The sequence below is a fragment of the Nocardia sp. CA-120079 genome (assembly GCF_050955745.1).
Lineage (GTDB): Bacteria > Actinomycetota > Actinomycetes > Mycobacteriales > Mycobacteriaceae > Nocardia.
In genome coordinates, this window is record NZ_CP192088.1 from 599,766 (window position 1) to 623,746 (window position 23,981).

The 23,981-nt window shown below is 65.5% G+C and carries 24 protein-coding genes; 20 read left to right on the forward strand and 4 right to left on the reverse strand.

Annotated elements, in window-relative coordinates; genetic code table 11:
* Nucleotides 1–64: 64 nt before the first annotated feature.
* The gene (locus tag ACQPYR_RS02785; protein ID WP_433627228.1) at nucleotides 65–898 is read right to left on the reverse strand and encodes an SDR family oxidoreductase; all 834 of its coding nucleotides are present in this window, start codon (nucleotides 896–898) and stop codon (nucleotides 65–67) included.
* Nucleotides 895–2,568: an aldehyde dehydrogenase family protein gene (locus ACQPYR_RS02790; RefSeq protein ID WP_433627231.1), complete on the reverse strand. Its 1,674-nt coding sequence runs from the start codon at nucleotides 2,566–2,568 to the stop codon at nucleotides 895–897. The genes ACQPYR_RS02785 and ACQPYR_RS02790 overlap by 4 nt, the downstream gene beginning before the upstream one ends.
* Nucleotides 2,569–2,711: 143 nt before the next feature.
* On the opposite strand from ACQPYR_RS02790, the gene ACQPYR_RS02795 reads away from it, so the two are divergent.
* Nucleotides 2,712–4,004 (forward strand): PucR family transcriptional regulator, encoded by a 1,293-nt coding sequence (locus ACQPYR_RS02795; protein WP_433627233.1) that lies wholly within the window; start codon nucleotides 2,712–2,714, stop codon nucleotides 4,002–4,004.
* Between the two features lie 11 nt (nucleotides 4,005–4,015).
* Here the strand turns inward: ACQPYR_RS02795 and ACQPYR_RS02800 are convergent, their stop codons facing one another.
* Nucleotides 4,016–4,267, reverse strand: coding sequence for a DUF2277 domain-containing protein (locus tag ACQPYR_RS02800; protein WP_387294233.1), 252 nt, complete (start codon nucleotides 4,265–4,267; stop codon nucleotides 4,016–4,018).
* A 132-nt stretch (nucleotides 4,268–4,399) separates the two neighbouring features.
* On the opposite strand from ACQPYR_RS02800, the gene ACQPYR_RS02805 reads away from it, so the two are divergent.
* Complete coding sequence (locus ACQPYR_RS02805; protein ID WP_433627236.1) at nucleotides 4,400–5,209, forward strand: DUF1266 domain-containing protein; 810 nt, start codon at nucleotides 4,400–4,402, stop codon at nucleotides 5,207–5,209.
* Here the strand turns inward: ACQPYR_RS02805 and ACQPYR_RS02810 are convergent.
* Nucleotides 5,189–6,136 carry a hypothetical protein gene (locus ACQPYR_RS02810; RefSeq protein WP_433627238.1) on the reverse strand — a complete coding sequence of 316 codons (948 nt, stop codon included), beginning with the start codon at nucleotides 6,134–6,136 and terminating at the stop codon, nucleotides 5,189–5,191. The genes ACQPYR_RS02805 and ACQPYR_RS02810 overlap by 21 nt on opposite strands.
* A 356-nt stretch (nucleotides 6,137–6,492) precedes the next feature.
* On the opposite strand from ACQPYR_RS02810, the gene ftsH reads away from it, so the two are divergent.
* The 18 genes from ftsH to ACQPYR_RS02900 all read left to right on the forward strand — a co-directional run bounded on the left by ftsH (nucleotide 6,493) and on the right by ACQPYR_RS02900 (nucleotide 23,911).
* Nucleotides 6,493–8,874 carry an ATP-dependent zinc metalloprotease FtsH gene (gene ftsH, locus ACQPYR_RS02815; RefSeq protein ID WP_433627241.1) on the forward strand — a complete coding sequence of 794 codons (2,382 nt, stop codon included), beginning with the start codon at nucleotides 6,493–6,495 and terminating at the stop codon, nucleotides 8,872–8,874.
* A gap of 199 nt (nucleotides 8,875–9,073) precedes the next feature.
* Complete coding sequence (folE, locus tag ACQPYR_RS02820) at nucleotides 9,074–9,664, forward strand: GTP cyclohydrolase I FolE (RefSeq protein ID WP_040686186.1); 591 nt, start codon at nucleotides 9,074–9,076, stop codon at nucleotides 9,662–9,664.
* A gap of 80 nt (nucleotides 9,665–9,744) precedes the next feature.
* Nucleotides 9,745–10,572 carry a dihydropteroate synthase gene (gene folP, locus ACQPYR_RS02825; RefSeq protein WP_433627244.1) on the forward strand — a complete coding sequence of 276 codons (828 nt, stop codon included), beginning with the start codon at nucleotides 9,745–9,747 and terminating at the stop codon, nucleotides 10,570–10,572.
* Nucleotides 10,573–10,595: 23 nt separating this feature from the next.
* Nucleotides 10,596–11,003 carry a dihydroneopterin aldolase gene (folB, locus tag ACQPYR_RS02830; protein ID WP_433634989.1) on the forward strand — a complete coding sequence of 136 codons (408 nt, stop codon included), beginning with the start codon at nucleotides 10,596–10,598 and terminating at the stop codon, nucleotides 11,001–11,003.
* Between the two features lie 227 nt (nucleotides 11,004–11,230).
* Nucleotides 11,231–11,767: a 2-amino-4-hydroxy-6-hydroxymethyldihydropteridine diphosphokinase gene (gene folK / locus ACQPYR_RS02835; RefSeq protein WP_433627246.1), complete on the forward strand. Its 537-nt coding sequence runs from the start codon at nucleotides 11,231–11,233 to the stop codon at nucleotides 11,765–11,767.
* A 2-nt stretch (nucleotides 11,768–11,769) separates the two neighbouring features.
* Complete coding sequence (locus tag ACQPYR_RS02840) at nucleotides 11,770–12,240, forward strand: DUF3180 domain-containing protein (RefSeq protein ID WP_433634990.1); 471 nt, start codon at nucleotides 11,770–11,772, stop codon at nucleotides 12,238–12,240.
* Between the two features lie 70 nt (nucleotides 12,241–12,310).
* Nucleotides 12,311–13,357 carry a DUF6779 domain-containing protein gene (locus tag ACQPYR_RS02845; RefSeq protein WP_433627248.1) on the forward strand — a complete coding sequence of 349 codons (1,047 nt, stop codon included), beginning with the start codon at nucleotides 12,311–12,313 and terminating at the stop codon, nucleotides 13,355–13,357.
* Nucleotides 13,358–14,560: 1,203 nt separating this feature from the next.
* Complete coding sequence (locus ACQPYR_RS02850) at nucleotides 14,561–15,505, forward strand: Rossmann-like and DUF2520 domain-containing protein (RefSeq protein WP_433627250.1); 945 nt, start codon at nucleotides 14,561–14,563, stop codon at nucleotides 15,503–15,505.
* Nucleotides 15,502–16,458: a pantoate--beta-alanine ligase gene (gene panC, locus ACQPYR_RS02855; protein WP_433627253.1), complete on the forward strand. Its 957-nt coding sequence runs from the start codon at nucleotides 15,502–15,504 to the stop codon at nucleotides 16,456–16,458. The genes ACQPYR_RS02850 and panC overlap by 4 nt, the downstream gene beginning before the upstream one ends.
* Before the next feature lie 14 nt (nucleotides 16,459–16,472).
* On the forward strand, nucleotides 16,473–16,892 hold the full coding sequence (gene panD / locus ACQPYR_RS02860; RefSeq protein ID WP_040686161.1) for an aspartate 1-decarboxylase: 420 nt from the start codon (nucleotides 16,473–16,475) through the stop codon (nucleotides 16,890–16,892).
* Complete coding sequence (locus ACQPYR_RS02865; protein ID WP_433627255.1) at nucleotides 16,892–17,686, forward strand: type III pantothenate kinase; 795 nt, start codon at nucleotides 16,892–16,894, stop codon at nucleotides 17,684–17,686. The genes panD and ACQPYR_RS02865 overlap by 1 nt, the downstream gene beginning before the upstream one ends.
* A gap of 179 nt (nucleotides 17,687–17,865) precedes the next feature.
* Entirely contained in the window at nucleotides 17,866–18,498 is a 633-nt protein-coding gene (locus ACQPYR_RS02870; RefSeq protein WP_433627258.1) for a cysteine dioxygenase, read from the forward strand.
* An 8-nt stretch (nucleotides 18,499–18,506) separates the two neighbouring features.
* Complete coding sequence (locus ACQPYR_RS02875) at nucleotides 18,507–18,929, forward strand: rhodanese-like domain-containing protein (RefSeq protein WP_433634991.1); 423 nt, start codon at nucleotides 18,507–18,509, stop codon at nucleotides 18,927–18,929.
* A 309-nt stretch (nucleotides 18,930–19,238) separates the two neighbouring features.
* A complete protein-coding gene (gene lysS, locus ACQPYR_RS02880) occupies nucleotides 19,239–20,705 on the forward strand; it encodes a lysine--tRNA ligase (RefSeq protein WP_433634992.1) in 1,467 nt (488 codons plus the stop codon).
* Nucleotides 20,706–20,820: 115 nt separating this feature from the next.
* Entirely contained in the window at nucleotides 20,821–21,180 is a 360-nt protein-coding gene (locus tag ACQPYR_RS02885) for a histone-like nucleoid-structuring protein Lsr2 (RefSeq protein WP_040686163.1), read from the forward strand.
* A gap of 251 nt (nucleotides 21,181–21,431) precedes the next feature.
* Nucleotides 21,432–21,992 carry an FHA domain-containing protein gene (locus ACQPYR_RS02890; RefSeq protein WP_245672443.1) on the forward strand — a complete coding sequence of 187 codons (561 nt, stop codon included), beginning with the start codon at nucleotides 21,432–21,434 and terminating at the stop codon, nucleotides 21,990–21,992.
* Between the two features lie 136 nt (nucleotides 21,993–22,128).
* Nucleotides 22,129–22,785: a DUF1772 domain-containing protein gene (locus ACQPYR_RS02895; RefSeq protein WP_433627261.1), complete on the forward strand. Its 657-nt coding sequence runs from the start codon at nucleotides 22,129–22,131 to the stop codon at nucleotides 22,783–22,785.
* Between the two features lie 187 nt (nucleotides 22,786–22,972).
* The gene (locus ACQPYR_RS02900) at nucleotides 22,973–23,911 is read left to right on the forward strand and encodes an esterase/lipase family protein (RefSeq protein WP_433634993.1); all 939 of its coding nucleotides are present in this window, start codon (nucleotides 22,973–22,975) and stop codon (nucleotides 23,909–23,911) included.
* The last annotated feature ends 70 nt before the right edge of the window (nucleotides 23,912–23,981 follow it).

Here is a 23,981-nt window from a genome sequence, read left to right on the forward strand (position 1 = left end):
GGGGCGTTCGAACGCGCGAAGGCGCCGCGGTCGATAACCCGACCACGGCGCCTTCGTCGACCGCTCAGAGGCTGCGTGCCCGATCCTCGTAGGCCTTGCGCTCGGCCACGTCCACATCGTCGAGGAAGGCATTGCTCGACCCCAGCGCCCTGGCCAGTCCATCGGCCACCGGCTCGGGCAGCAGATTCACCAGCTGCGAGAGGAACCCGGCCACCGCCGTGACCCGGACCTTGGACTTCGGCTCGGCGATCAGCGACACGATGGCATCGGCGATCTCCTCCGGTTCGGCCGGGCGCAGCAGCTTCGGGCCACTCACACCGGAGCCGAGTTCGGTATTCGTCAGCGTCGGCAGCACCGAGGAGAACGCGACGCCCGAACCCCGGTACTCCTCGCGCAGGGTGTCGGTGAAACCGAGCACCGCATGCTTGCTGGCGTTATAGGTCGCCAGTCCCGGGATATGCGTCTCGCCGGCGAGCGAGGCGATATTGATGATGTGTCCGCGCTTGCGCGCCAGCATGCGGGCCAGGCCGAGCTTAGAGCCGAGGATCACGCCGTAGACATTGATATCCAGAATGCGACGGGTGATCTGATCCGGCTCATCGGCGAATCTGCCGGTCGGCATGATGCCCGCATTGTTGATCAGCACGTCGATCGGGCCGACGGTGCGCTCGACCTCGTCGAGGAAGCTCTCGAACGAAGTGGGATCGGTGACATCGAGCCGCCCGTACAGCTCGAATTCGCGGGCGGTGCCGGCCTCTTCGACCGTGGTCTCGTCGATATCGCCGATCGCGATCTTGGCCCCGAGCGCCTGCAGTGCGGTCGCCGTCGCCAGTCCGATGCCGCGCGCGCCACCGGTGATGACGACGACCTTGCCGCGAACCTTCGCCGCGTATGTCACTTGTTGTCTCCCTGGAGTTTCAGAATTGCCGCAATGTCGATGCGCCGCAGTCCGCGAGCTCCCGCGGCACGCATCGCGCCGAGCCCGAACAGCACCTTCGGCATCCGGTACGGGAACCAGAGCAGTTCCTTCTGCTGGGTCGGCAGGATCGGCGTGGTGATCGCCTTCTGCCTGCAGTACTTGCGAACTCCGTTCGGACCACCCCAGCGCGCGCCGACGCCGGACTGTCCCCAGCCGCCCATCGGCAACGCGAAGCTGAACAGGTTGACGAAGACGTCGTTGATATTCACCGCGCCGGCTTCGAGGGCACGGGCCACGCGTTCGCCGCGCTCCTTATCGCCGGTCCACACCGAGGCCGAGAGGCCGTAGATCGAATCATTGGCCAGCCGAACGGCTTCGGCCTCGTCGGCGACCTTGATCACCGGCAGGGTCGGGCCGAAGGTCTCCTCGGTAATGCAGGACATGGTGTGGTCGACATCGACGAGCACGGTCGGCTCGAACAGGGTGCCGACGCCGGTGCGCTTGCCGCCGGTGGTCACCTTGGCGCCCGCGGCGACGGCCTCGTCGACGTGCCGCTGCACGATCTGGACCTGGTTCTCGTTGGCCAGCGCGCCCACGTCGTATTTGGACTCGCGACCGTCGAGACCCTGGCGCAGATTCTCGACCGCATCGGTCAGCTTGGCGACGAATTCGTCGTAAACCGGAACCTCGACATATACCCGCTCCACCGAAATGCAGACCTGGCCCGAGTTGAACATGCCGCCGAAGGCGATGCCGTGCGCGGCCCGATCCAGATCCGCGTCGGCCAGCACAATGGCCGGATCCTTACCGCCCAATTCCAGGCTGTAGGGAATCAACCGCTCGACACAGGCGGCGGCGATCTTGCGCCCGGTCGCCGTCGAACCGGTGAACTGGATGTAGTCGGCATTCTCGACCACCGCGGCACCGGTCGCACCGGCCCCGGTGACCACGGCGAAGACCGGCGGCGCACCGATTTCGGCCCAGCCCCTTGCCAATTCGATCGCCGAAAGCGGGGTCACCTCCGACGGCTTGAGGATCACCGCGGCGCCGGCGGCCAGCGCCGGGATCACATCGATGACCGGCATGGCCAGCGGGAAGTTCCACGGTGTGATCACGCCGACCACCGGATACGGCTTGTACACCGTGGTCAACTTCTTGACCCGGGCCAGCGGGCTGTGCGGCGAGGGATGGTCGTCGGCGAGGAACTTGCCCGCTCGGCGCGCGTAGTAGCCGATGAGATCGGTCGAGAAGGCCGGGTCGATCAGCGCGTCCACCCGGGGTTTGCCCGCCTCGGCCTGCAGCACATCGGCCAGATGCTCGGTGTTGTCGATGATCCAGTCCTGCAGCTTCAGCAGCCATTCCTTGCGCCCGTCGGGGCCGATGGCCTCCCATTCCGGCTGGTACAGACGCAATTCGCGGATCTTGGCCGCGACCGCGTCGGCACTCTCGTCCGGCACGGACCCCACCACCGCCCCGGTGCCCGGATTGCGTACCTCGATCAGTGCCGCAGCGGTGTCCGATTCGCGGCGCTCCCGGGGCGCTCCGTGGTCACGCTCGGCTACCGCCCCCGTCGCTCGCGCCGCGTCTTCTTCCGCCGTTGTCTTACGCGCAGTTTTCTTCTCGGCCGCGCCGGGCACCGTATCGGTCACGCTGTTCTCCCACTAACGTTGTGCTGAACACTGTGAATCAGTTCACTGACCTATGATCGTGACACAAGGTTCCCGGACTTTCTTGGCCCGATTTGTCAACGAATGAGGCTATTTTTGTTCTCTGAGCACAATATGGAGATTTCGTGACCACCGGCCGCCCGGCGGCGATCAGCCCGAATAGCGCGGTGGTCCGCGATTGGCTGGCCGAATACGTCTACGAGACCATGCGCACCCGGGCTCTCGAACAGGTCGTCGACCGCCTCGACAACGCGATCATCGCGCATATCCCGGAGCTCGCCGATCGCGATATGCGCCGCGACCTGGCCGCGAGCACCCGCGCACACGCGCGGGTAGTGCTGGCCAATCTCACCAGCGACACCATCGAATTCGCGCTGCCGGAGGAGGCGCACGCCTTCGCCCGAACCCTCGCCCGACGCGGTTACGACCTGCGGCTGCTGCTGCGGACCTATCACGTCGGGCAGGAGGCGGTGCTCGACTACATGACCGACGCAGTCGACGAACGGCAGCCGCCGCCCGAGATCGAGCGGGCGGTAATGCTGCGGCTGTTCGAGCGTTCCACCAGATGGGTCAGCATTTCGGTGGAGACGCTAACCGACACCTACATGGAGGAACGCGAGCGCGTCATGCGCGCCGCGCTCAACCGGCGCACCGAAATCGTGCGCGCCCTGCTCGCCGGCGACGAACTCGATATCGACCAGGCCTCGGTCCGGCTCGGCTACCGACTTGCCAAGCAGCACTTGGCATTTGTGCTGTGGACCGATGAGACCACGGGTGAGCCGGACAGCGAGTCGAGCGGACTGCTGGACCGGGTCGCGACGCGACTGGGCGCGGCGCTCGGCAGTGGCCACGTGCTCACCGTGGCCTCCGGCGCGAGCGGCATGTGGGCCTGGGCGGGTTTGGACGATGACGCGCATGCCGCCGAACTGGCGGTGCCCGGGGAGATCGAGCGGATCGTGCTCGGTCAGGTCGAGCCGCCGGTGCGGGCCGCGTTCGGGGTGCCTGCGCCGCAGGCCGCCGGGTTCCGGCAGAGCCATCACGAGGCCGTCGCGGCCAGGCACGTCGCCGAGCGCGGTCCGGCGGATCGAGCGCGGGTCATCGCATATCGCGAGGTGGAGATCGCCTATCTGGCGGGCGCCGACGACGCGGCCATGCGCGGTCTGATCGGGCGCGAATTACGCGCGCTGGCGGGCCGTGATGTCAATGCCACACGACTGCGCGAAACACTGCACGCATATCTGAAAAGCCATCGCAGCCCGGAGGCCACGGCGAAATTACTCGGTGTGCACAAGAACACGGTCCGCTATCGGATCCAGCGGATCGAGGAACTGCTCGGCCATCCGATCGAAGCGCGCAGCCTGCCGCTGGAGATCGCACTGGCCTGCGTCGCCACCTACGGCGCAGACGCCCTACCTTGAAACGCTACGAACTATTCCGCCTCCGCGCCCTGGCGTAGTGGCGGTTCGGTGACCGGTGCGACCCGCACATCCGGCAAATCCGCGAGCAATTGCGTGGTCGCCGCCGCAATGGCGTTCACCGCCTTGTCGACGGCTGCCTTGGTGGTGGTGCTCAGGCCGGACACGCCACCGACCGTACGCACATACTGCAGTGCGGCAGCATAGATTTCCTGCTCGGTAGGCGCAGGATCCAGGCCACGAAGGAGGGTGATGTTGCTACTCATGGGAGCACACTACTGCCCAATGTCGGGCTAAGGCAGGCCAAGAAACAGATCCGATAAAGCCGAGCGATTACACAGGTCCATCCAAGATCAATGGGGAACAATCGAGGTATGCCTGCCCGCGGTGTACCCACCTTGACAACATTCCCCTACGACGAGCTCGACAAGCGGGAAGAGGACCACTGGTCCGGCGCGGCGGTATCGGATGACGAGCTGCGTGCGCTCGCACTCGGTGGCTTCTATTCGGCGCGCTGGGATGCCTTCCACGACGCGCTGCTACTCGGTCCCGAGCGCGACCATCCGCTCGGTGACCGGCGTGAACTCGCCATCGATACGCTTACCGGCGCATGGGGCATCACCGACAGCACCGAGGCGCAGGCCTCCATGGAGCAGCTGCTCGAAGGTATGCACGCGCCGCTGTACGCGATGGTGCATCCGCTGGTGATGACATCGATCAATGCCAGTGAACGCGACAGGTTCGGTGAGCGGGCCGATCGGCACCGCGCCTTCCTGCGGCAGGTGGGCTCGTTCCGGGGGATGGACAATCCGGAGGCGCTGGTCCGCGATTACGACATCTGGTCGCAGGCGATCAAAATCGGTTTCACCGATCATCTGGCCCGTCCGCTGCCGAGCGATATCCATGCCTGGGATCTGGCCCGGGTGGTCGCGGTGGCCCGAATGGCCTTTACCGCGGGTTATCTCGACGCCGAGGTGGCCTGGGATTATCTGATGCGGGCACTGCCGCTGGCTCAGCGCAAATACCAGAATTGGCGCCAATTCGGCGATGCCTACCTGACCGGCTGGACCTACTGGCAGGCCTGCGAGGATCTGGCCGAACTCAAGAACGGCGGCGTGGATCGGCGCATGGAACTGCTGCGCCTGTGGTTGCGTCCGACCAGCCCGTGGCGGCGGATCACGCTGCAATCAGTGCCCGTCGGGGAGTGAGCGCAGAATCCCGCGGCCGTAGCGCTGGAACTGTCCGTCATCGACCATACCGAGGGAATGCCGCTCCACCAGCAATTCCCATTCGGAATAGAGCTGGGCGACGCCAGGATCGGCCGGACCGGCCGCGCCGTCGGCCGAATCGCGCCGGACGGCGAAATTCACCGCGCAGGTGACGCGCTCGGTATCGGCCCGATCGGTGCCGGTGAAATGCAACGTGACGTTTCCGTCGTGCACATCGATACCGGTCTCCCCGCGCACCGAGCCGATCTCACCGGGTGTCGTCACGGCGCCGTCGGTGGTGCGCGCCCACATGACGACCGGAATGGGTAGCTCGTGGGCGTACCTGTCGCCGGGGCCGATCGAGATGAACAGCAGCCGTCCGGTGGTCGCGGCCAGCAGGCCGGGACCGGTGCCTGCGGGCGGATGTGCCACGACGATGGCGGTCTCCAGCACGTATTCGTCGATGGTGACGTAGCGATGCAGAGCGGCTATCGCAGCCTTGGCTTCGCGTTTGGGGGCCATCCGCCGCACGGCTCGATCGACATCGGCTCTGGTCGGCCCGCTCTTACCCCACTGCGGGGCGGGCGGCTGTAGATCGGGTGCGGCCACATCGATGCGCTGGCTGGCCAGGATCTGACCGTTGATGCGCTCGACGATCTCGGCGGCCGCGGGGAAATCGTGTTCGGCTATCAATACCGGTAGCGGGGTGCGGTCGGCGGGCACGCCGGTGAGCACGGGCGTGGGATAACGCAGATAGATCTCGATGACGACGGCATCGTCGGCGCGGCGGTTCAGGCGAACCTTGAGCAGATCGGTGACCGGCACATCGAGGACGCGCTCACCCTCGCTGCCCGGGCGTAGCACGATCAGTCGTCCACGGCCGTGCCGCAGTATCGCTGTGGGTGTCCGTAGCTCAACTATGTCCATACCCCCTGCGCTCTATCTGATTTGCGGTGCTCCCGGGGCCCTACGTGGTTACGCAAGCTACCGCCTTCGGGCCCGTCGCTCGCACCGCGGCTATGTGTCGTCGCTCACGATAGGCCGAACATGACATGATTGTGACCACTTGGCGTAACCCGACCGGAGACTTCGGGAACCACGGACGTTCCCCGACCGTTTACCTGTCGAACTACACCAGCTGCCGAACTGCGCGATGTATCGACTAGACCGTACGCGGTAACGTGGCATGTCCGCATCCGAACCACCGGACGGGACGCGCCCGACGCCACGCTAGGCATGCACCGGAGACACCCGGAAAGGACTGGCCGCCCGGCCTAAGCTCTATGAACCGCAAGACTGTGTTTCGCACCCTGGCCATAGTCTCGGGCATTTTGCTCGTGATCTATGCGTTCAGCTATTTCGGCAACGACACGCGCGGCTGGAAGAGCGTCGATACCTCGGTGGCGTTGAGTCAGCTGAACGACAAGAGCAACGTCAAGAACGTACAGATCGACGATCGCGAGCAGCAGCTGCGCATCGAGCTGAACAACGGGAACGACGCGACTTCCGGCTCCAAGAAGATCATTGCCAAGTTTCCGGGCGGCAGTGAGACCTCCAACCAGGTCTTCGACACCGTGCAGAAGTCCGGCGCACCATTCAACACCGTAGTGAAGCAGGACAGCTGGTTCACCCAGATCCTGCTGTTCGTGCTGCCGATGGTGATCTTGTTGGGCCTGTTCATCTTTGTGATGTCGCGCATGCAGGGCGGTGGTCGCGGCGGCATGATGGGCTTCGGCAAGTCCAAGGCCAAACAGCTGTCCAAGGACATGCCCAAGACCACCTTCGCGGATGTGGCCGGCGCCGACGAGGCCGTAGAAGAGCTCTACGAAATCAAGGACTTCCTGCAGAACCCGGTCCGCTACCAGGCACTGGGCGCGAAGATCCCGAAGGGCGTGCTGCTCTATGGCCCGCCCGGTACCGGTAAGACCCTGCTGGCGCGCGCCGTCGCGGGTGAGGCCGGGGTGCCGTTCTTCACCATCTCCGGTTCGGACTTCGTCGAAATGTTCGTCGGTGTCGGCGCCTCCCGCGTGCGCGACCTGTTCGAACAGGCCAAGCAGAACAGCCCGTGCATCATCTTCGTCGACGAGATCGACGCGGTCGGCCGCCAGCGCGGCGCCGGCCTCGGCGGCGGCCACGACGAGCGCGAGCAGACCCTGAACCAGTTGCTCGTCGAGATGGACGGCTTCGGCGATCGCACCGGCATCATCCTGATCGCCGCGACCAACCGCCCCGACATCCTCGATCCGGCGCTGCTGCGGCCGGGCCGCTTCGACCGGCAGATCCCGGTCAGCAATCCGGATCTGGCCGGACGGCGCGCCATCCTGCGGGTGCATTCGCAGGGCAAGCCGATCTCGCCCGAGGCCGATCTCGACGGTCTGGCCAAGCGCACCGTCGGCATGTCCGGCGCTGATCTGGCCAATGTCGTCAACGAGGCCGCCCTGCTCACCGCACGTGAGAACGGCGCGGTGATCAGCGGCGAGCAGCTAGAGGAATCGGTGGACCGCGTCATCGGTGGTCCGCGCCGCAAGAGCCGCATCATCAGCGAGCACGAGAAGAAGATCACCGCCTACCACGAGGGCGGCCACACCCTGGCCGCCTGGGCGATGCCGGATATCGAGCCGGTCTACAAGGTCACCATCCTGGCCCGCGGCCGCACCGGCGGTCACGCCATGACGGTGCCCGAGGACGACAAGGGCCTGATGACCCGCTCGGAGATGATCGCCCGCCTGGTCATGGCGATGGGCGGCCGCGCGGCCGAGGAACTGGTGTTCCACGAGCCGACCACCGGGGCGTCCTCGGATATCGACCAGGCCACCAAGATCGCGCGCGCGATGGTCACCGAATACGGCATGAGCGCGCGGCTGGGCGCGGTGCGCTACGGCCAGGAGCAGGGCGACCCGTTCCTCGGACGTTCGATGGGCATGGGTTCGGATTACTCGCACGAAGTTGCCGGCGCCATCGACGAGGAGGTGCGCAACCTCATCGAAGCCGCGCACACCGAGGCGTGGGCCATCCTCAACGAATACCGCGATGTGCTCGATGTGCTCGCCACGGCGCTACTGGAGCGGGAGACCTTGCACCGCAAGGATCTCGAGGAGATCCTCGCCGCGGTGGACAAGCGTCCACGCATCACCGCGTTCAACGATTTCGGCGAGCGCGTGCCGTCGGATAAGCCGCCGGTGAAGACCCCGGGTGAACTGGCCGCCGAACGCGGCGAGCCGTGGCCCCCGCAGGCGCCGGGCCTGCCGAAGCTGCCACAGCGCGAACCCGCCGCGGCCAATGGCTATCCGGACGGCGGCTATCAGGAACCGCGCTACGGCGGCGGTCACCCCCAGCAGCCCGCGTCCGGCTACCCGTTGCCGCAGGCGCCCTCCCCGGCCTATCCGCGACAGGGCGCTACGCACGGCTCGCGGCCGGATTACGGTGCTCCGGCCGGTTGGTCCGCCCCGGGCTGGCCGCCGCGCGACGAGCCGCAGCAGCAGTCGGGTCAGCCGGGCTACGGCGGCTGGCAGGGTGAGCCGCAGCCGCGGCACGGCTACCCGCAGCCGCAGCAGCCATGGGGTCAGCCGGGCCGCGGCAACGACGGCTATGACGAGCCCGCCAACGGCACCGGGAATAACGAGGGCGAGAACCACGATTGGGATGGACCGAACGGTCGGCACTGATGCGTGCCGATTAGGCTCGACCATCTGGGTGCGAGGAGATTGCTCGCGCCCGAGATTTTGGAGGTGTCCTCGATTGTCGGCCAACAATCACGTCGGTGGGCCAGGGCATGTGAGCGGCGGTGCCGTTGCGAATGCCCAGGCTTTCGACGAATTCGACGAACCGGTCAAGTACAACGGTGCCGGCCCGGCCGAGCCGGATCTGATCGCACTGGAGACCGGCAGCCCGTTCGATCAGCCCCGCGCCGAGGCCGCGATCCGAGAGTTGCTGATCGCGGTCGGTGAGAATCCGGACCGGCCCGGCCTGATCGATACGCCCGCGCGGGTCGCCCGCGCCTATCGGGAGATGTTCGCCGGGCTCTTCACCGAGCCGGATGCGGTGCTGAACACCACCTTCGACGAGGGGCACCAGGAACTGGTGCTGGTTCGCGATATTCCGCTGTATTCGACCTGTGAGCACCATCTGGTGTCGTTCCACGGCGTCGCGCACGTCGGCTACATTCCGGGCCCGCACGGCCGGGTGACCGGGCTGTCCAAACTGGCCAGGCTGGTCGATCTGTACGCCAAGCGTCCGCAGGTGCAGGAGCGGCTGACCAGCCAGATCGCAGATGCCGTCATGCGCAAGCTGGATCCGCGCGGCGCAATCGTCGTGATCGAGGCCGAGCACCTGTGCATGGCCATGCGCGGTATCCGCAAGCCCGGCGCCAGCACCACCACCTCCGCTGTGCGCGGTCTGCTGCAGTCCAACGCCGCCTCGCGAGCCGAGGCCCTCGATCTGATCCTGCGGAAGTGAGGCACCGCGCGGTGTCGACCCATGCCCCCGATCTCCTCCGGAGCAGTGTCGCGCCGCGCGATAGCCGCTCCTGTGTGGTGATGGGCGTCGTGAACGTCACCAGCGATTCGTTCTCCGATGGCGGCCGCTATCTCGATCCGAGCCTGGCCATCGCACATGGCATCGAACTGTACGAGGCGGGCGCCGACATCATCGATATCGGTGGCGAGTCGACCCGGCCCGGTGCGGTGCGGATCGACCCGGAAACCGAGGCCGCGCGGGTGGTTCCGGTCATTCGCGGCTTGGTAGCTGCCGGTGTGCCGACCAGTGTGGACACCATGCGGGCCGGTGTCGCCGAGGCGGCGATCGCGGCCGGAGTTTCGGTCGTCAACGATGTCTCCGGTGGCCGCGCCGATCCGGATATGGTGAAAGTCGTTGCGGCAGCTGAGGTTCCGTGGATCCTCATGCACTGGCGGGCGGACGCGGACTATCGGCACACCGGTCCGGCCGACCACTACGACGATGTGGTCGCCGAGGTGCTCGCCGAGTTGACCACACAGGTGGATCTGGCCGTAGCGGCCGGTGTGGATCGGTCCCGGCTGGTACTCGATCCCGGCCTCGGTTTCGCCAAGAATGCCGAACACAATTGGGCGCTGCTCGGGGCACTGCCCGAATTGGTCGGCCACGGGCTACCGATTCTCATCGGCGCCTCCCGTAAACGATTCCTCGGCGCCCTGCTCGCCGATGCCGAGGGGCCGCGCCCGCCCGACGGCCGGGAGACCGCCACCGCGACGGTGTCGGCGCTGGCCGCCCTGCACGGCGCCTGGGGTGTCCGCGTCCACGATGTGCGCGCCTCGCTGGATGCTATTGCCGTGACCGACGCCTGGCTGCGTGCCGCCCGAAACAGCACCCGAGGAGCCGATCTATGACCGCAGCATCGCGCAGCGATTCGATGAGGGGTGGTGGCCGGGAGGCGAGTCGGCCCGAGCATCTGGACCGGATCGAGCTGCGCGGCCTGCGCGCCTATGGCTATCACGGCTGCTTCGACTACGAACGCCGCGACGGCCAGGAGTTCCTGGTCGATCTGACGGTATGGACCGATTTCGCGGCCGCCGCGGCCACCGACGACCTCGCGAACACCATCGACTACGGCGCCCTCGCCGAGCGCGCCGTGCAGATCATCCAGGGCCCGCCACGCAATCTCATCGAAAAGGTGGTCGCCGAGATCGCCGACGATGTGATGGCCGATCCCCGCATCGAGTCGGTCGAGGTCGTCGTGCACAAACCGTCCGCGCCGATTCCGCATGCCTTCGCCGATGTCCGCGTGGTCACCTCGCGGCAGCGGGAAGTGCAGCCATGAGCGAGCGGAGCGAGGGAATCAATAACACTGCGCCCGCGGCGATGGCGGAACCGAGTGCCGGCGAGGTGGAGCCATGAGCGAGCGGAGCGAGGGAATCAATAACACTGCGCCCGCGGCGATGGCGGAACCGAGTGCCGGCGAGGTGCAGCCATGAGCGAGCGGAGCGAGGGAATCAATAACACTGCGCCCGCGGCGATGGCGGAACCGAGCGCCAGCGAGGTGCAGCCATGAGCCGCGCCGTCTTGTCGATCGGCTCGAATCTGGGCGATCGGCTCGCACATCTGCGCAGTGTCGTCGAGGGGTTGGGGGATCGGGTGGTCGCGGTTTCGCCGGTGTACTCGACTGCGCCGTGGGGCGGGGTCGAACAGGACGACTATCTCAATGCCGTTGTGCTGGCCGATGATCCGGAGTTCGGCGCGCACGATTGGCTGCGCCTCGGGCAACAGTTGGAGCAGGCCGCCGGGCGGGTGCGCGAGGTGCGTTGGGGGGCGCGCACTCTCGATGTCGACGTGGTGTGGTGTGCCGAGGACGGTGCGGTCTGCCGCAGCGACGATCCGGAATTGACCCTGCCGCATCCACAGGCACACAACCGGGCCTTTGTGCTCATTCCCTGGCTGGATGTGCAGCCGGACGCGGAACTCGATGTCGATGGAACCGTGCGACCGGTGCGCGGCCGGCTCGCCGAACTCGACGCGGCCGAACGTGCCGGGGTCCGACCGACCGAATTCGTGTTGTCGGCTGCCGCGGAGGGATCGGCGTCGTGAAACTGAAGCCGACCCGGATACTCGATCTCATCGCCAATGTCGTTGTCGCGGCGCTCATCGCTTGGGTGCTCACGCGGATGGCCTATGGCAGTTTCCCGCCGATCTCGATTTACGCGGGCGCATCGCTTTATCCGGTCGCCGCGATCGAAGTTGCGCTCGGCTTCGTAATTCGCGGACGGGTCAGTGAACATCAGATCGGCGACGGCAGTCACCAGTTGCATCCGATCACCGCGGCCCGCGCGGTCGCGTTGGCGAAGGCGTCCGCGCAGGTCGGCTCGCTTGCCGCCGGTGTCTGGCTGGGTTTCCTTTTCTGGGTGTATCCACAGCGCGACACCTTGAATGCGGCGGGTGCGGATAGTCCCGGCGCCATTGTCGGGATGCTGGCGGGGGTGGCTTTGGTAGCTGCGGCGCTGTGGCTGGAGTATTGCTGTCGGGCTCCCGAGGACCCTTCGGATGATCCGGCAACTACATAGCGAATAAACCCGTCGGAATCACCGCGCGGGAATCTGGGCGCAGCTGGCTGATCAAGCTACCCTGGCGTGCATGGTTTCACCCTCCCGTAGCAGCACCTCTCGTCGACGGCGGGACGACGCGGGAAAATTGTTCATCGGCGTATTGATTCTGCTCGGTCTGGTTGCCAGCGTTTTCCTGGTTTTCAGTGACCGGCTGCAGTTTGTTCGGATCGGCTTGGTGGCGGCGCTGTGGGCGGCCGTCATCGGCGCTTTGGCCGCGACGCGGTACCGCAAGGAAGCCACGATCGATAAGGCCAAGGTCCGTGACCTGCAGACGGTGTACGAACTCCAGTTGGAACGCGAGGTGACCGCCCGGCGCGAATACGAACTCGGCGTCGAGGCGCGGGTGCGCGCGGAAGTGGGTGCCGATGCGGCCGAAATGGCCGCGCTGCGCGCCGAACTGACCGTGCTCCGCGAGAGTCTGCAGCGGCTCTTCGACGGTGATCTGCCGATGGATCGACCCGCATTGCGCGCCGATGCAACCCGGATTCAAGAGTTGCCGAGCGCATTCGGAAATTCGGCCAACAATAGCTCGGCGAATGCCGACACCTGGTTGGACATGGCGTTCCAGCAATCTCCCAGCAGCTTTACCCCGGTCTTCGAATCGGATCATCCGGAGCCGCCGCGGTTCGCCAGCCCCTTCGACGATCCGGTGACCGCGGAGACCGCGATCGTCTCCCTCGACGATCTCGATGATGCGGAAATCGCCGACGCCGAGGTCGACAACGACCCGCTCACCACGGGCGGCTGGGCCGACGCGTTCACCGAGGATCCGGAAAAGACCGGAGTCCCGCCGCGGCTGCAGCCGTTGGAGTACACCGTGCCGCCGCGTCTGTCGGAGCCGGAGCCGTCCGAACCCGAGTCGCATGACCGCTCGACACCGGAGCCGTCCACCCCGACGCCACACCCGGAGCCCACCCCGCATCCGACGACCGCTGTCCCGCCCCTCGGCGCCAGCTCCCGCCGCCGTCGCCGAGTAGATCCGGATGCCGACTCCGGCAACTCGTCACGCCGACTTTCGGTCGCCGAGATCATGGCCAACCTGCAGTCCGAAGAGAAGGGCCGTACGGGGCGCTGATCCGCGCCGAGCAGTGAGGGTTCCGCACCAGCGGCTGGCCCGTCTCGCGTCCGAGTTGTCGAAGCGCATGTGTCGTACGCATGGACTCGATCGGGCGCGTGTGTATCGGTGGCCGAACGATCCACGATCACCGACCACCACGGAGCGAGTCTTACGAGCGACCCGTTCGCGGCCCGTCTCGCGTCCGAGCCGTCGAAGCGCATGTCTTGGACGCGTGGAACTCGACTGGCGTGTGTATCGGTGGCCGAACGATCCACGATCACCGACCACCACGGAGCGAGTCTTACGAGCGACCCGTTCGCGGCCCGTCTCGCGTCCGAGCCGTCGAAGCGCATGTCTTGGACGCGTGGAACTCGACTGGCGTGTGTATCGGTGGCCGAACGATCCACGATCACCGACCACCACGGAGCGAGTCTTACGAGCGACCCGTTCGCGGCCCGTCTCGCGTCCGAGCCGTCGAAGCGCATGTCTTGGACGCGTGGAACTCGACTGGCGTGTGTATCGGTGGCCGAACGATCCACGATCACCGACCACCACGGAGCGAGTCTTACGAGCGACCCGTTCGCGGCCCGTCTCGCGTCCGAGCCGTCGAAGCGCATGTCTTGGACGCGTGGAACTCGACTGGCGTGTGTATCGGTGGCCGAACGATCCACGATCACCGACCACCACGGAGCGAGTCTTACGAGCGACCCGTTCGCGGCCCGTCTCGCGTCCGAGCCGTCGAAGCGCATGTCTTGGACGCGTGGAACTCGACTGGCGTGTGTATCGGTGGCCGAACGATCCACGATCACCGACCACCACGGAGCGAGTCTTACGAGCGACCCGTTCGCGGCCCGTCTCGCGTCCGAGCCGTCGAAGCGCATGTCTTGGACGCGTGGAACTCGACTGGCGTGTGTATCGGTGGCCGAACGATCCACGATCACCGACCACCACGGAGCGAGTCTTACGAGCGACCCGTTCGCGGCCCGTCTCGCGTCCGAGCCGTCGAAGCGCATGCGCCGCAGGCGCGAGTCTCGACGGCTCGGACGCGAGACACCCGGGGGCCGCGAACACGCAGCGCCGCAGGCGCTGCAAATCAAACACAGCACTGCGTTGTAAATCACGTGGTGCCCCGTGGCATCGGCGAGGCATGGGCCGATATTCTCGGTGCGGAACGTCTGGTACCCGGCTGTCCGGGACTGGAACGACATCGAGAGGACAACGTTGACCTCGAGAAGCGTCAACCCTGACAACGCTGCTTCGGGTGACCCCGCGCCTGCACGCTTGACGGTGGGAATCGTCTCGGCGGGACGCGTCGGCTCAGCACTCGGCGCGGCGCTCGAGCGCGCTGGACACGTGGTGTTCGGCGTGGCCGCCATTTCGGATGCCTCGGTGCATCGGGCCCGCACTCGACTACCCGAATCCGAGATCCTGCCGGTCGAGGAGGTGGCTGCACGCAGCGAACTGCTGCTGCTGGCCGTACCCGACGCCGAACTGGCCGGGCTGGTGCGCGGACTCGCATCCGCGGGTGTGGTCCGGGCAGGCACCATCGTCGCGCACACCTCCGGCGCCAATGGCGTCGGCGTGCTTGCTCCGCTGACCGAGCGCGGCGCACTGCCGCTGGCCATCCATCCGGCCATGACCTTTACCGGACACGACGAGGACGTCGCCAGGCTCGGTAATGCCTGCTTCGGCATTACCGCCGCCGACGAAATCGGCTTCGCCATCGCACAATCGCTGGTGATCGAAATGGGCGGCGAGCCGGTTCGGGTGCAGGAAGAAAATCGCCAGCTCTATCACGCCGCGCTCGCACACGGCAGTAATCACCTGGTCACGGTCATCCTGGACGCGGTCGACGCACTGCGCGCCGCCTTGGCGGGCCCCGGCCTGCTCGGCCAGCAGATCGTCGACGATCAACCCAACGGTCTGGCCGAACGCCTGCTCGCCCCCTTGGCTTCTGCCGCGCTCGACAATGCCCTGCGCCGCGGTCAGTCCGCACTGACCGGCCCGGTGGCGCGTGGCGACGCGGATGCCGTTGCCGCCCATCTGACCGCGCTGGAAGCGGTCGATATCCGGCTGGCCGCGGGTTATCGCGCCATGTCGCTGCGCACCGCCGAACGCGCCAAGACCAATCCGGCTCTGATCGAGCTGTTGGAGGGAGGCCGATGATGGACCCCGAACTGCGCGCCGCATACCGGCGCGGCGAGCTGACCGTGCACCACGATCCCGAGGTGATCGCGGCGGTCTCCAAGGCCCTGCGCGGCGTCGGCCGTACCGTCGGCCTGGTGCCGACCATGGGCGCACTGCACGAGGGGCATCTCGAGATCGTGCGTCGGGCCAAGCGGACCAATCAGGTGGTCATCGTCTCGATTTTCGTGAATCCCCTGCAGTTCGGTGCGAACGAGGATCTGGACAAATATCCGCGGACCCTCGACGTCGACGTCGAGTTGCTGCGCAACGAGGGGGTAGAGCTGGTATTCGCGCCGAGCGCGTCGGATATGTATCCGGACGGGCCGCGCACAACTGTGCATCCGGGCCCGATCGGCGCCGAGCTCGAAGGAGCCAGCCGCCCGACACATTTCGCAGGCATGCTGACCGTGGTCGCGAAGCTGCTGAATATCGCGCGCCCGACCGAGGCGTTCTTCGGCGAGAAGGACTATCAGCAGCTCACGCTGATCCGGCAGATGGTGCGCGATCTGAATATGGACGTCAAGATCGTGCCGCTGCCGACGGTTCGCGAACCCGACGGCCTCGCACTGTCCTCCCGCAATCGGTATCTCGATGCGGCACAGCGCGAATCGGCGCTGGCCCTGTCGGCGGCGCTGGCCGCGGGTCGGCATGCTGGCGCGCTCGGCGCCGATGCCGTGCTGGCGGCCGCCCGCGCGGCGCTCGACGCGACCCAAGGTGTCGACGTCGACTATCTCGAATTGCGGTCGTCCACGCTCGGCCCCACCCCCGCGAACGGCAATGCGCGACTGCTCATCGCCGCCAGGGTCGGCTCGACCCGCCTGATCGACAACACGGCCGTCGCGCTCGGCGCCCCGGTCGATGGCGGCCACCCCACACTTCCCGATTCGCGCACCACCGCGACCGACTCCCAGCCTGCCCAGGCCAATATTTAGGAAGGGCGACAGCGATGTTGCGCACCATGATGAAGTCGAAGATCCACCGCGCCACGGTGACCCACGCCGATCTGCACTATGTCGGCTCGGTGACCGTCGACCAGGATCTGCTCGACGCCGCAGATCTGCTCGAAGGTGAGCAGGTCTGCATTGTCGATATCGATAACGGCGCCCGGCTGGAGACCTATGTGATCGCCGGTGAGCGCGGTTCGGGTGTCATCGGGATCAATGGCGCGGCCGCCCATCTCGTGCATCCCGGCGATCTGGTCATTCTGATCGCCTACGGCATGATGGACGAGGCGGAGCTGAAGGAATACGCCCCGAAGGTCGTTTTCGTCGACGAACACAATCGTGCGACCGATCTCGGTTCCGATCCGGCGCACGCTCCGGCGGGTTCCGGTCTGGTCACCCCGCGCTCACTGACCACCGTCTGATGCTGCTGGCCATCGATGTCCGAAATACGAGCATCGAGCTCGGATTGTTCTCGGGCAGTGGTAATCACGCGAAGTTGGTGCGGCACTGGCGGATGCATACCAATCCGCTGCTGACCGCGGACGAATTCGCCATGCAGGTGCGCGGATTGGTCGGTGATCAGGTCGAGGAGATCATCGGAGTTTCGGCGTTGTCCACCGTGCCGCCGGTACTGCGCGAGATCAGATCGATGCTCACTCGCTATTGGGATCATGTGCCGCATGTGGTGGTGGAACCCGGTGTGCGAACCGGTATTCCGCTGCTCGTCGACAATCCGAAGGAAATCGGCGCGGATCGCATCGTGAACACCCTTGCCGCACATCATCGTTTCGGCACGGCCGCGATTGTCGTGGATTTCGGTACCGCCACCACCGTTGATCTGGTATCGGCCAAGGGCGAGTTTCTCGGCGGTGTGCTCGCACCTGGCGTGGAGATCTCCAGCGAGGCGCTCATCGAGCGTGCCGCATTGCGCCGGGTGGAGTTGGCTCGGCCGCGCTCGGTGGTCGGCAAGAACACCGTCGAGGCCATCCAATCCGGCGCGATATTCGGCTTCGCCGGTTTGGTGGACGGTCTGATCGATCGGATTCGCGATGAATTCGACGCATTCGCCGGTGATGATGTCGCGGTGGTCGCGACCGGCGCCACCGCACCGTTGATCGTGCCGGAATCGGAGACCATCGACCACCACGAGCCGCATCTCACATTGACCGGATTGCGCCTGGTCTACGAGCGCAATCAGCGCCGTAAGGGCAGTTGATATGCCCACTCGGAGTGCTCACCCATGACCAGGCGCTTTGCCACCGGTTTTCGCGCTGCTACACTCGCACCCGTGTATTCCCGCGTGAGCACCCAGGAGTGTTGTCGAGGCTGACCTGCCTCGACCGTTCGAGGCTGACCAAGTCCCTCGACCGTTGACACACTCCTGGAGATTCGCTGATGCGTTCTTCTGTTCTCTCCCTCGATTCCGCACGGAATGCCCTTTCGGCCACCCCGCCGCTGGATCGTGCCGTCTCCTCCGCATTGCCCACCCGCCTGCGTCCCGCCGATCTGCTCCGGCTGACCGACGAGGGCGCCGAGGACGTACTCGCGGGACGCTACGACCATCTGTTGCCGGCCAATGGAATTTGGCCGACCGATGAGCGCTGGGCCACCCGGCTGCTTTCCGACGACGAGGTCGATGTCTGGCTGATCAGCTGGACTCCAGGCAAATCCACCGAATTGCACGACCATGCCGGTTCGCTCGGCGCCTTGACCGTGCTCAGCGGCGCGCTCTCGGAATTCCGCTGGAACGGAACGGAACTGCGCAGGCGCATTCTGACCGCGGGAGACCAGGCCTCGTTCCAGATCGGCTGGGTGCACGATGTGATGCGCGCGCCGGCCGCTGGCGACGGCTTGCAGGTCGCTCGAAACGGCACTGCCGTGGAATCTGTCGGGCCGCTCGATCCGACGCTCAGCGTGCACGCTTATTCACCGCCGCTCACCGCCATGTCCTATTACGAGGTGACCGGCCACGGCACCCTGCGGCGCTCCCGAACCGTCCTCACCGACCAGCCCGAAGGTGACATGTGATGACCCGTTTGACCATCGATCAGATGCTCGAGAACGCGCGGGCCCGCCTGAATCGGATCTATGCCTTCGAAACGCCGCAGGCGCTCGAACGGGGCGCGATTCTGGTCGATATCCGCCCGCAGGCGCAGCGCGCACGTGAGGGCGCACTGCCGGGCGCGCTGGTGATCGAACGGAATGTCCTGGAATGGCGTTTGGATCCGTCAAGTTCTGCCCGGCTGGCACTGGCCACCGATCACGATGTGGAATGGATCGTCGTCTGCTCGGAGGGCTTTACCTCCAGTCTCGCCGCGGCCGCGCTGCAGGAACTCGGTCTGCATCGGGCCACCGATGTGATCGGTGGCTATCAGGCATTGAAGGCGGCCGGTCTGCTCAGTGTGGGGGTCCGGGCGCCGCACTTCGCCCGCGAGGTCGAGGCGCTGGCAACGCTGTAAATTCGGGCCGAACCACTTCCATCTCGAAACATACGGGCGCGCAATGGCTTTCGGATGATTGCCGGAGCGCGCCCGCTATTCGGCGTGCCGGAGAAGGTCGCGAAACAGGACATGACGGACTGTTCCGGGCACGGCTGATTCGTTAGCGATCGGTCGTGCCCGGGCGGCCCGCAAATCGATTTCCGGTGCCCGCTAGTGTTGTTGAACGTGAGCAACCCGAACACGCCTTCATCCGGTCGCTCCGCGGGTTCGGTTCCTGCGGGGCAAGCCAACCGTCCCGCGCCCGCCGCGGACGATGTTCCGGAGCAGATGCGGATTCGGCGCGAGAAGCGCGAGCGGTTGATCGCCGATGGCGGTGATGCCTATCCGGTGGTGGTGCCGCGCACACATACTCTCGGCGAAATTCGGGCCGCCTATCCGGAGCTCGAGCCGGACACCCGGACCGGTCTGCAGGCGGGTGTTGTCGGGCGTGTCATTTTCCTGCGTAATACCGGCAAGCTGTGTTTCGCGACGCTGCAGGAGGGTGACGGCACCAAACTGCAGGCGATGGTCAGCCTCAACGGTGTCGGAGCCGACGCACTGGCGGCCTGGAAGGCCGATGTAGACCTCGGAGACTTCGTATTCGTGCACGGCGAGGTGATCTCCTCACGAACCGGTGAATTGAGCGTTATGGCCGATTCCTGGGCCATGTCGGCCAAGGCCCTGCGGCCGCTGCCGGTGGCGCACAAGGAGATGAACGAGGAGTCGCGGGTTCGGCAGCGCTATGTCGATCTGATCGTGCGCCCAGAGGCCAGGGAAATGGCCAGGACCAGGGTCGCGGTGGTGCGCGCGATGCGCAACGCGCTCGAGCGGCGCGGCTTCCTCGAGGTGGAGACGCCGATGCTGCAGACGCTGCACGGCGGTGCGGCGGCGCGACCGTTCGTCACCCACTCCAATGCCCTCGATATAGATCTCTACCTGCGAATTGCGCCCGAACTGTTCCTCAAGCGCTGTGTGGTGGGCGGCCTGGAACAGGTCTTCGAGATCAACAGGAACTTCCGTAACGAGGGGTCGGACTCCACGCATTCCCCGGAGTTCGCAATGTTGGAAACCTATGAGGCATACGGCACCTACGACGACTCCGCACGGATGATTCGAGAATTGGTGCAGGAAGTTGCCGAGGAGGTCTTCGGCACGCAGGTGGTAACCCTTGCAGATGGCACCGAATACGATCTCCGCGGCGAGTGGGCGACGGTCGAGATGTACCCTTCGCTGTCGGATGCACTGGGTGTATCGGTGACTCCGGAAACGTCGATCGAGGAATTACTTGCACTCGCTGATCGGGTCGGACTCGAAATTCCCGAGGACAAGGGCTATGGCCACGGCAAACTTGTCGAAGAACTGTGGGAGCACCAGTACGGTGACAAGCTCTACGCCCCAACTTTCGTGCGTGACTTCCCGGTCGAGACATCACCGCTGACCAGACAGCATCGCAGCAAGCCCGGAGTTACCGAGAAGTGGGACCTCTATGTGCGCGGCTTCGAGTTGGCAACTGGCTATTCGGAGTTGGTCGATCCGGTGATCCAGCGCGAGCGGTTCGTGGATCAAGCGCGGCTTGCCGCACAAGGTGATGACGAGGCGATGGCACTCGACGAGGACTTCCTCGCAGCGATGGAGCACGGCATGCCTCCGACAACGGGTACGGGTATGGGAATCGATCGCTTGTTGATGGCACTCACGGGATTGGGAATCCGGGAAACGATACTGTTCCCAATTGTGCGTCCAGTCACTCGCTGACGATCGGATTGCATAGCTCGGCCCTCGTCTTGGAATTTTTCGAATTCGGGGTATTCTTGCCTCGGGTAATCGGCCTAGTATGCGGGTCGCACGATTTCGAGAGGACGTTCATCTCATGGCAAAGAAGGTCACCGTTAGCCTGATCGACGATGTCGATGGTGAGTCCATCGCGGACGAGACCATTGAGTTTGCGATCGACGGTGTGTCGTACGAGATCGACCTGTCGTCGGCAAATGCGGCGAAGCTGCGCGACGGCTTGGAAGAGTGGGTTTCGAGTGCTCGGCGGGTGAGTGGTCGGCGGCGGGTCAAGGCTGCGGTCGCTGCTCCCGGAGCTGCAAAGAGCCGGGTCTCGATCGATCGTGAACAAAGCGCTGCAATTCGCGAGTGGGCGCGCCGGAATGGACACAAGGTGTCCGCGCGGGGTCGTATCTCGGCTGACATCACCGATGCGTACAACAAGGCCGCGAAGGGCTGAGTTCTTATTTAATTGGGCTGCCGCCCGGGCGAATCGTGCGACGCCCGGGCGGCGGCGCGTTTGTGATAGGCCTTCGATATGAGGAAGGTTCGGAGTCGACTCGATCTTGCTCGCGGTACCAGGACGCGGCACCATGGAACTGTGCGAAGAGCGTCACTGGCGGTATGGAGAGATGAGGTATCGGCGCAGTGACTGGTTTCGTCGGATCGCTATTGCGATTCACTGATGACTCGGGTCGGCAGCAGGAGTTCATGCTCACCCCGGACCAGCAGCGCGTCACCATCGGGCGTTCCCCGCAGGCCGATCTGGCGCTGCGCTGGGACGCGGAGGTCTCGCGCCTGCATGCGGCGGTCGAATATCTCGGCGCGCACTGGACGATCGTCGATGACGGCCTGTCCCGCAACGGCACCTTTGTCAACGGCGAGCGCCTCGTCGGGCGGCGGCGGCTGATGGCGGGCGATCGGATCCGGGTCGGTACCTCGCTGGTCTCGTTCCACGACTTCGGCGGCGTTGTCGATGATGCGACGCGGACCTCGACCGGCACTATTCCCACGCTGCGCTCACTGACCGATACCCAGCGCGCAGTACTGGTCGCGCTGTGCCGTCCATATAAGAACGGTGCGGGTTTTGCGACCCCGGCTTCGAATCAACAGATCGCCGAGGAATTGTTCCTCAGCGTCGATGCGATCAAGACACATCTGCGGGCGCTGTTCGCCAAGTTCGGTGTGGAAAATCTGCCGCAGAATCAGAAAAGAGTCCGACTGGCCGGTTTGGCCATGCAAAGTGGGTTGATCTCCGACCGAGACTTGTGACGCCGGCAGGCGTGGACTCTCGCTTAGGTGCCCGAGCGCTTGAACCATGGATGGTCGCGCCGGTTACCCGTGTACTTGAAACATCGCCGGACCGAGCAAATCGGATCAGGTCCGGGTTCGGAGGCAGGAGAAATTCATGTTCGCGCTACGACTCGCCGCGCTGGTGGCGGCCACCCTCGCAACCGGCTTGATCGCGGGCGTTTTCTACGCTTACGCGATATCGGTGATGCCCGCGCTGAACCGCACCGATGACCGCACGATCATCGATGTGATGCAGAAGATCAATGTGGTCATCATCAACCCGTGGTTCATGCTCGGGTTCCTCGGCACCGTCGGTTTCACCTTGCTCGCGGCGGCGCTGCACCTGGGCAAGGAACACCGCACCACCTTGATCTGGCTCGGTGTGGCCCTGGCACTCAATGTGATCGCCTTCGCGGTCACCTCCGGATTGAATGTTCCACTCAACGACCAACTCGCGGCGGCAGGCGACCCGGCCCAGATCGGTGACCTGGCAAAGGTACGCGCCGATTTCGAATCCGCTTGGGTCCGTTGGAATATCCTCCGCGCTATCCTGCACACACTGGCCTTTTTGGTGCTGACCGGTGCGCTGTTCGCGGCCGGTATCCAGCACGGGCGCACGCAGGCCGCGGGTGCGGTTGGTACGCAACAGGTTCGGCAAGCCCAGCCGGTGCCGCAGACCGCCGGTCAGCCGTACCGCGCGCCGATCATGGCTCAGCAGTACGGATTCGGACAGACCGGCTCGCAGCCGATGGGTGCGCATTCCCTGGCGTAGAGTCTCGCGACTGCTGGTTTTCTCCGCCGTCGGCGGGTCGATCATTGATCGGCCCGCCGACGGCGGTTTCGGCGATCATGGGGACTGGCTGGTGGCCGATCTGCGAGATGCGGTGCGCCGCAATGGCTTGGGTGCGGCGATAAGTTGCGCTACGTTCTGGAACACGTTCCAGATTTTGGAGGTCTCCATGCGGCGTGTTTCCGGGTCCGCAATCGTCGTTGCCGTGCTGGCCGTGCTGTGGATTGGTGCGGGTGGTAGTGCGCAGGCCGAATATCCGGTCGACTACAACTTCTTCGCCGGAATCCCGAATGAGCTGGTGAATCACGGTGGCTCGCTGCCAGGTTCGAATGATTGGGGGTGTCGCCCCAGTGCGGCGCATCCGAATCCGGTGGTGCTCGCACACGGTACGGGTGGTGGGGCGCAGACGAATTGGGGGCTGTACGCGCCGCTGCTCGCGAACGAAGGTTACTGCGTCTTCTCGCTGACCTATGGCGCCTACGATCTGCCGTGGCCGATCTCCGCGGTCGGCGGGATGCTGCCGATCGAGCAGAGCGCGGTGCAGTTCGCGGCCTTCGTGGATCGGGTGCTCGCGGCGACCGGGGCGAGCAAGGTCGACGTGGTCTGGCATTCGCAGGGCACTGTGCTGCCGAACTACTACGCCAAGCGGCTCGGCGGCGCGGACAAGATCGATAAATATGTATCGATCGCACCGGCCTGGCGCGGTACCAATGCGGGCGGCGGGGCTGATGTGGCCGCATTCGCCGACCGGCTCGGCGCCGGGCCGTACTTCCAGGCCGCGACGGGTTCGCTGTGCCAGGCCTGCGCCGAGTTGTTACGCGATTCAACCTTCCTGCGGGATCTCAACAGCGACGGAGTCTACGTTCCCGGCATCACCTACACCAACATCATGGGCAGCCTGGACGAGATCGTCGTCCCGTACGACTCGGGCTTCGTGCCAGGGCCGAACGCGACGAATATCGTGGTCCAGGACGGTTGCGCGATCGACTACTCCGAACATCTGGCGATCGCGGGCAGTCCGCGCAGCGCCCGCTTCGTGCTCAACGCCCTCGATCCGGCGCATGCGCGCGAGGTGCCGTGCGAGTTCGTCCCGCCGTTCACCGGGTGACACCCACGGCGGGGAAGCGGCGAGGCAGCGATTTCGCTGAGGGCAAAACCTGAGCGGAAACGTATCCCGC

What these genes read in the sequence shown, in the direction of transcription:
- folB (WP_433634989.1), top strand. Translation starts at nt 10,596, where the DNA reads ATGAGGGGTGGTGGCCGGGAGGCGAGTCGGCCCGAGCATCTGGACCGG.
- ACQPYR_RS02845 (WP_433627248.1), top strand. Translation starts at nt 12,311, where the DNA reads ATGGTTTCACCCTCCCGTAGCAGCACCTCTCGTCGACGGCGGGACGAC.
- ACQPYR_RS02800 (WP_387294233.1), bottom strand. Translation starts at nt 4,267, where the DNA reads ATGAGTAGCAACATCACCCTCCTTCGTGGCCTGGATCCTGCGCCTACC.
- lysS (WP_433634992.1), top strand. Translation starts at nt 19,239, where the DNA reads ATGCGGATTCGGCGCGAGAAGCGCGAGCGGTTGATCGCCGATGGCGGT.
- ACQPYR_RS02885 (WP_040686163.1), top strand. Translation starts at nt 20,821, where the DNA reads ATGGCAAAGAAGGTCACCGTTAGCCTGATCGACGATGTCGATGGTGAG.
- panD (WP_040686161.1), top strand. Translation starts at nt 16,473, where the DNA reads ATGTTGCGCACCATGATGAAGTCGAAGATCCACCGCGCCACGGTGACC.
- ACQPYR_RS02890 (WP_245672443.1), top strand. Translation starts at nt 21,432, where the DNA reads ATGCTCACCCCGGACCAGCAGCGCGTCACCATCGGGCGTTCCCCGCAG.
- ACQPYR_RS02870 (WP_433627258.1), top strand. Translation starts at nt 17,866, where the DNA reads ATGCGTTCTTCTGTTCTCTCCCTCGATTCCGCACGGAATGCCCTTTCG.
- ACQPYR_RS02895 (WP_433627261.1), top strand. Translation starts at nt 22,129, where the DNA reads ATGTTCGCGCTACGACTCGCCGCGCTGGTGGCGGCCACCCTCGCAACC.
- folP (WP_433627244.1), top strand. Translation starts at nt 9,745, where the DNA reads ATGGGCGTCGTGAACGTCACCAGCGATTCGTTCTCCGATGGCGGCCGC.
- ACQPYR_RS02865 (WP_433627255.1), top strand. Translation starts at nt 16,892, where the DNA reads ATGCTGCTGGCCATCGATGTCCGAAATACGAGCATCGAGCTCGGATTG.
- ACQPYR_RS02810 (WP_433627238.1), bottom strand. Translation starts at nt 6,136, where the DNA reads ATGGACATAGTTGAGCTACGGACACCCACAGCGATACTGCGGCACGGC.
- folK (WP_433627246.1), top strand. Translation starts at nt 11,231, where the DNA reads ATGAGCCGCGCCGTCTTGTCGATCGGCTCGAATCTGGGCGATCGGCTC.
- panC (WP_433627253.1), top strand. Translation starts at nt 15,502, where the DNA reads ATGATGGACCCCGAACTGCGCGCCGCATACCGGCGCGGCGAGCTGACC.
- ftsH (WP_433627241.1), top strand. Translation starts at nt 6,493, where the DNA reads ATGAACCGCAAGACTGTGTTTCGCACCCTGGCCATAGTCTCGGGCATT.
- ACQPYR_RS02900 (WP_433634993.1), top strand. Translation starts at nt 22,973, where the DNA reads ATGCGGCGTGTTTCCGGGTCCGCAATCGTCGTTGCCGTGCTGGCCGTG.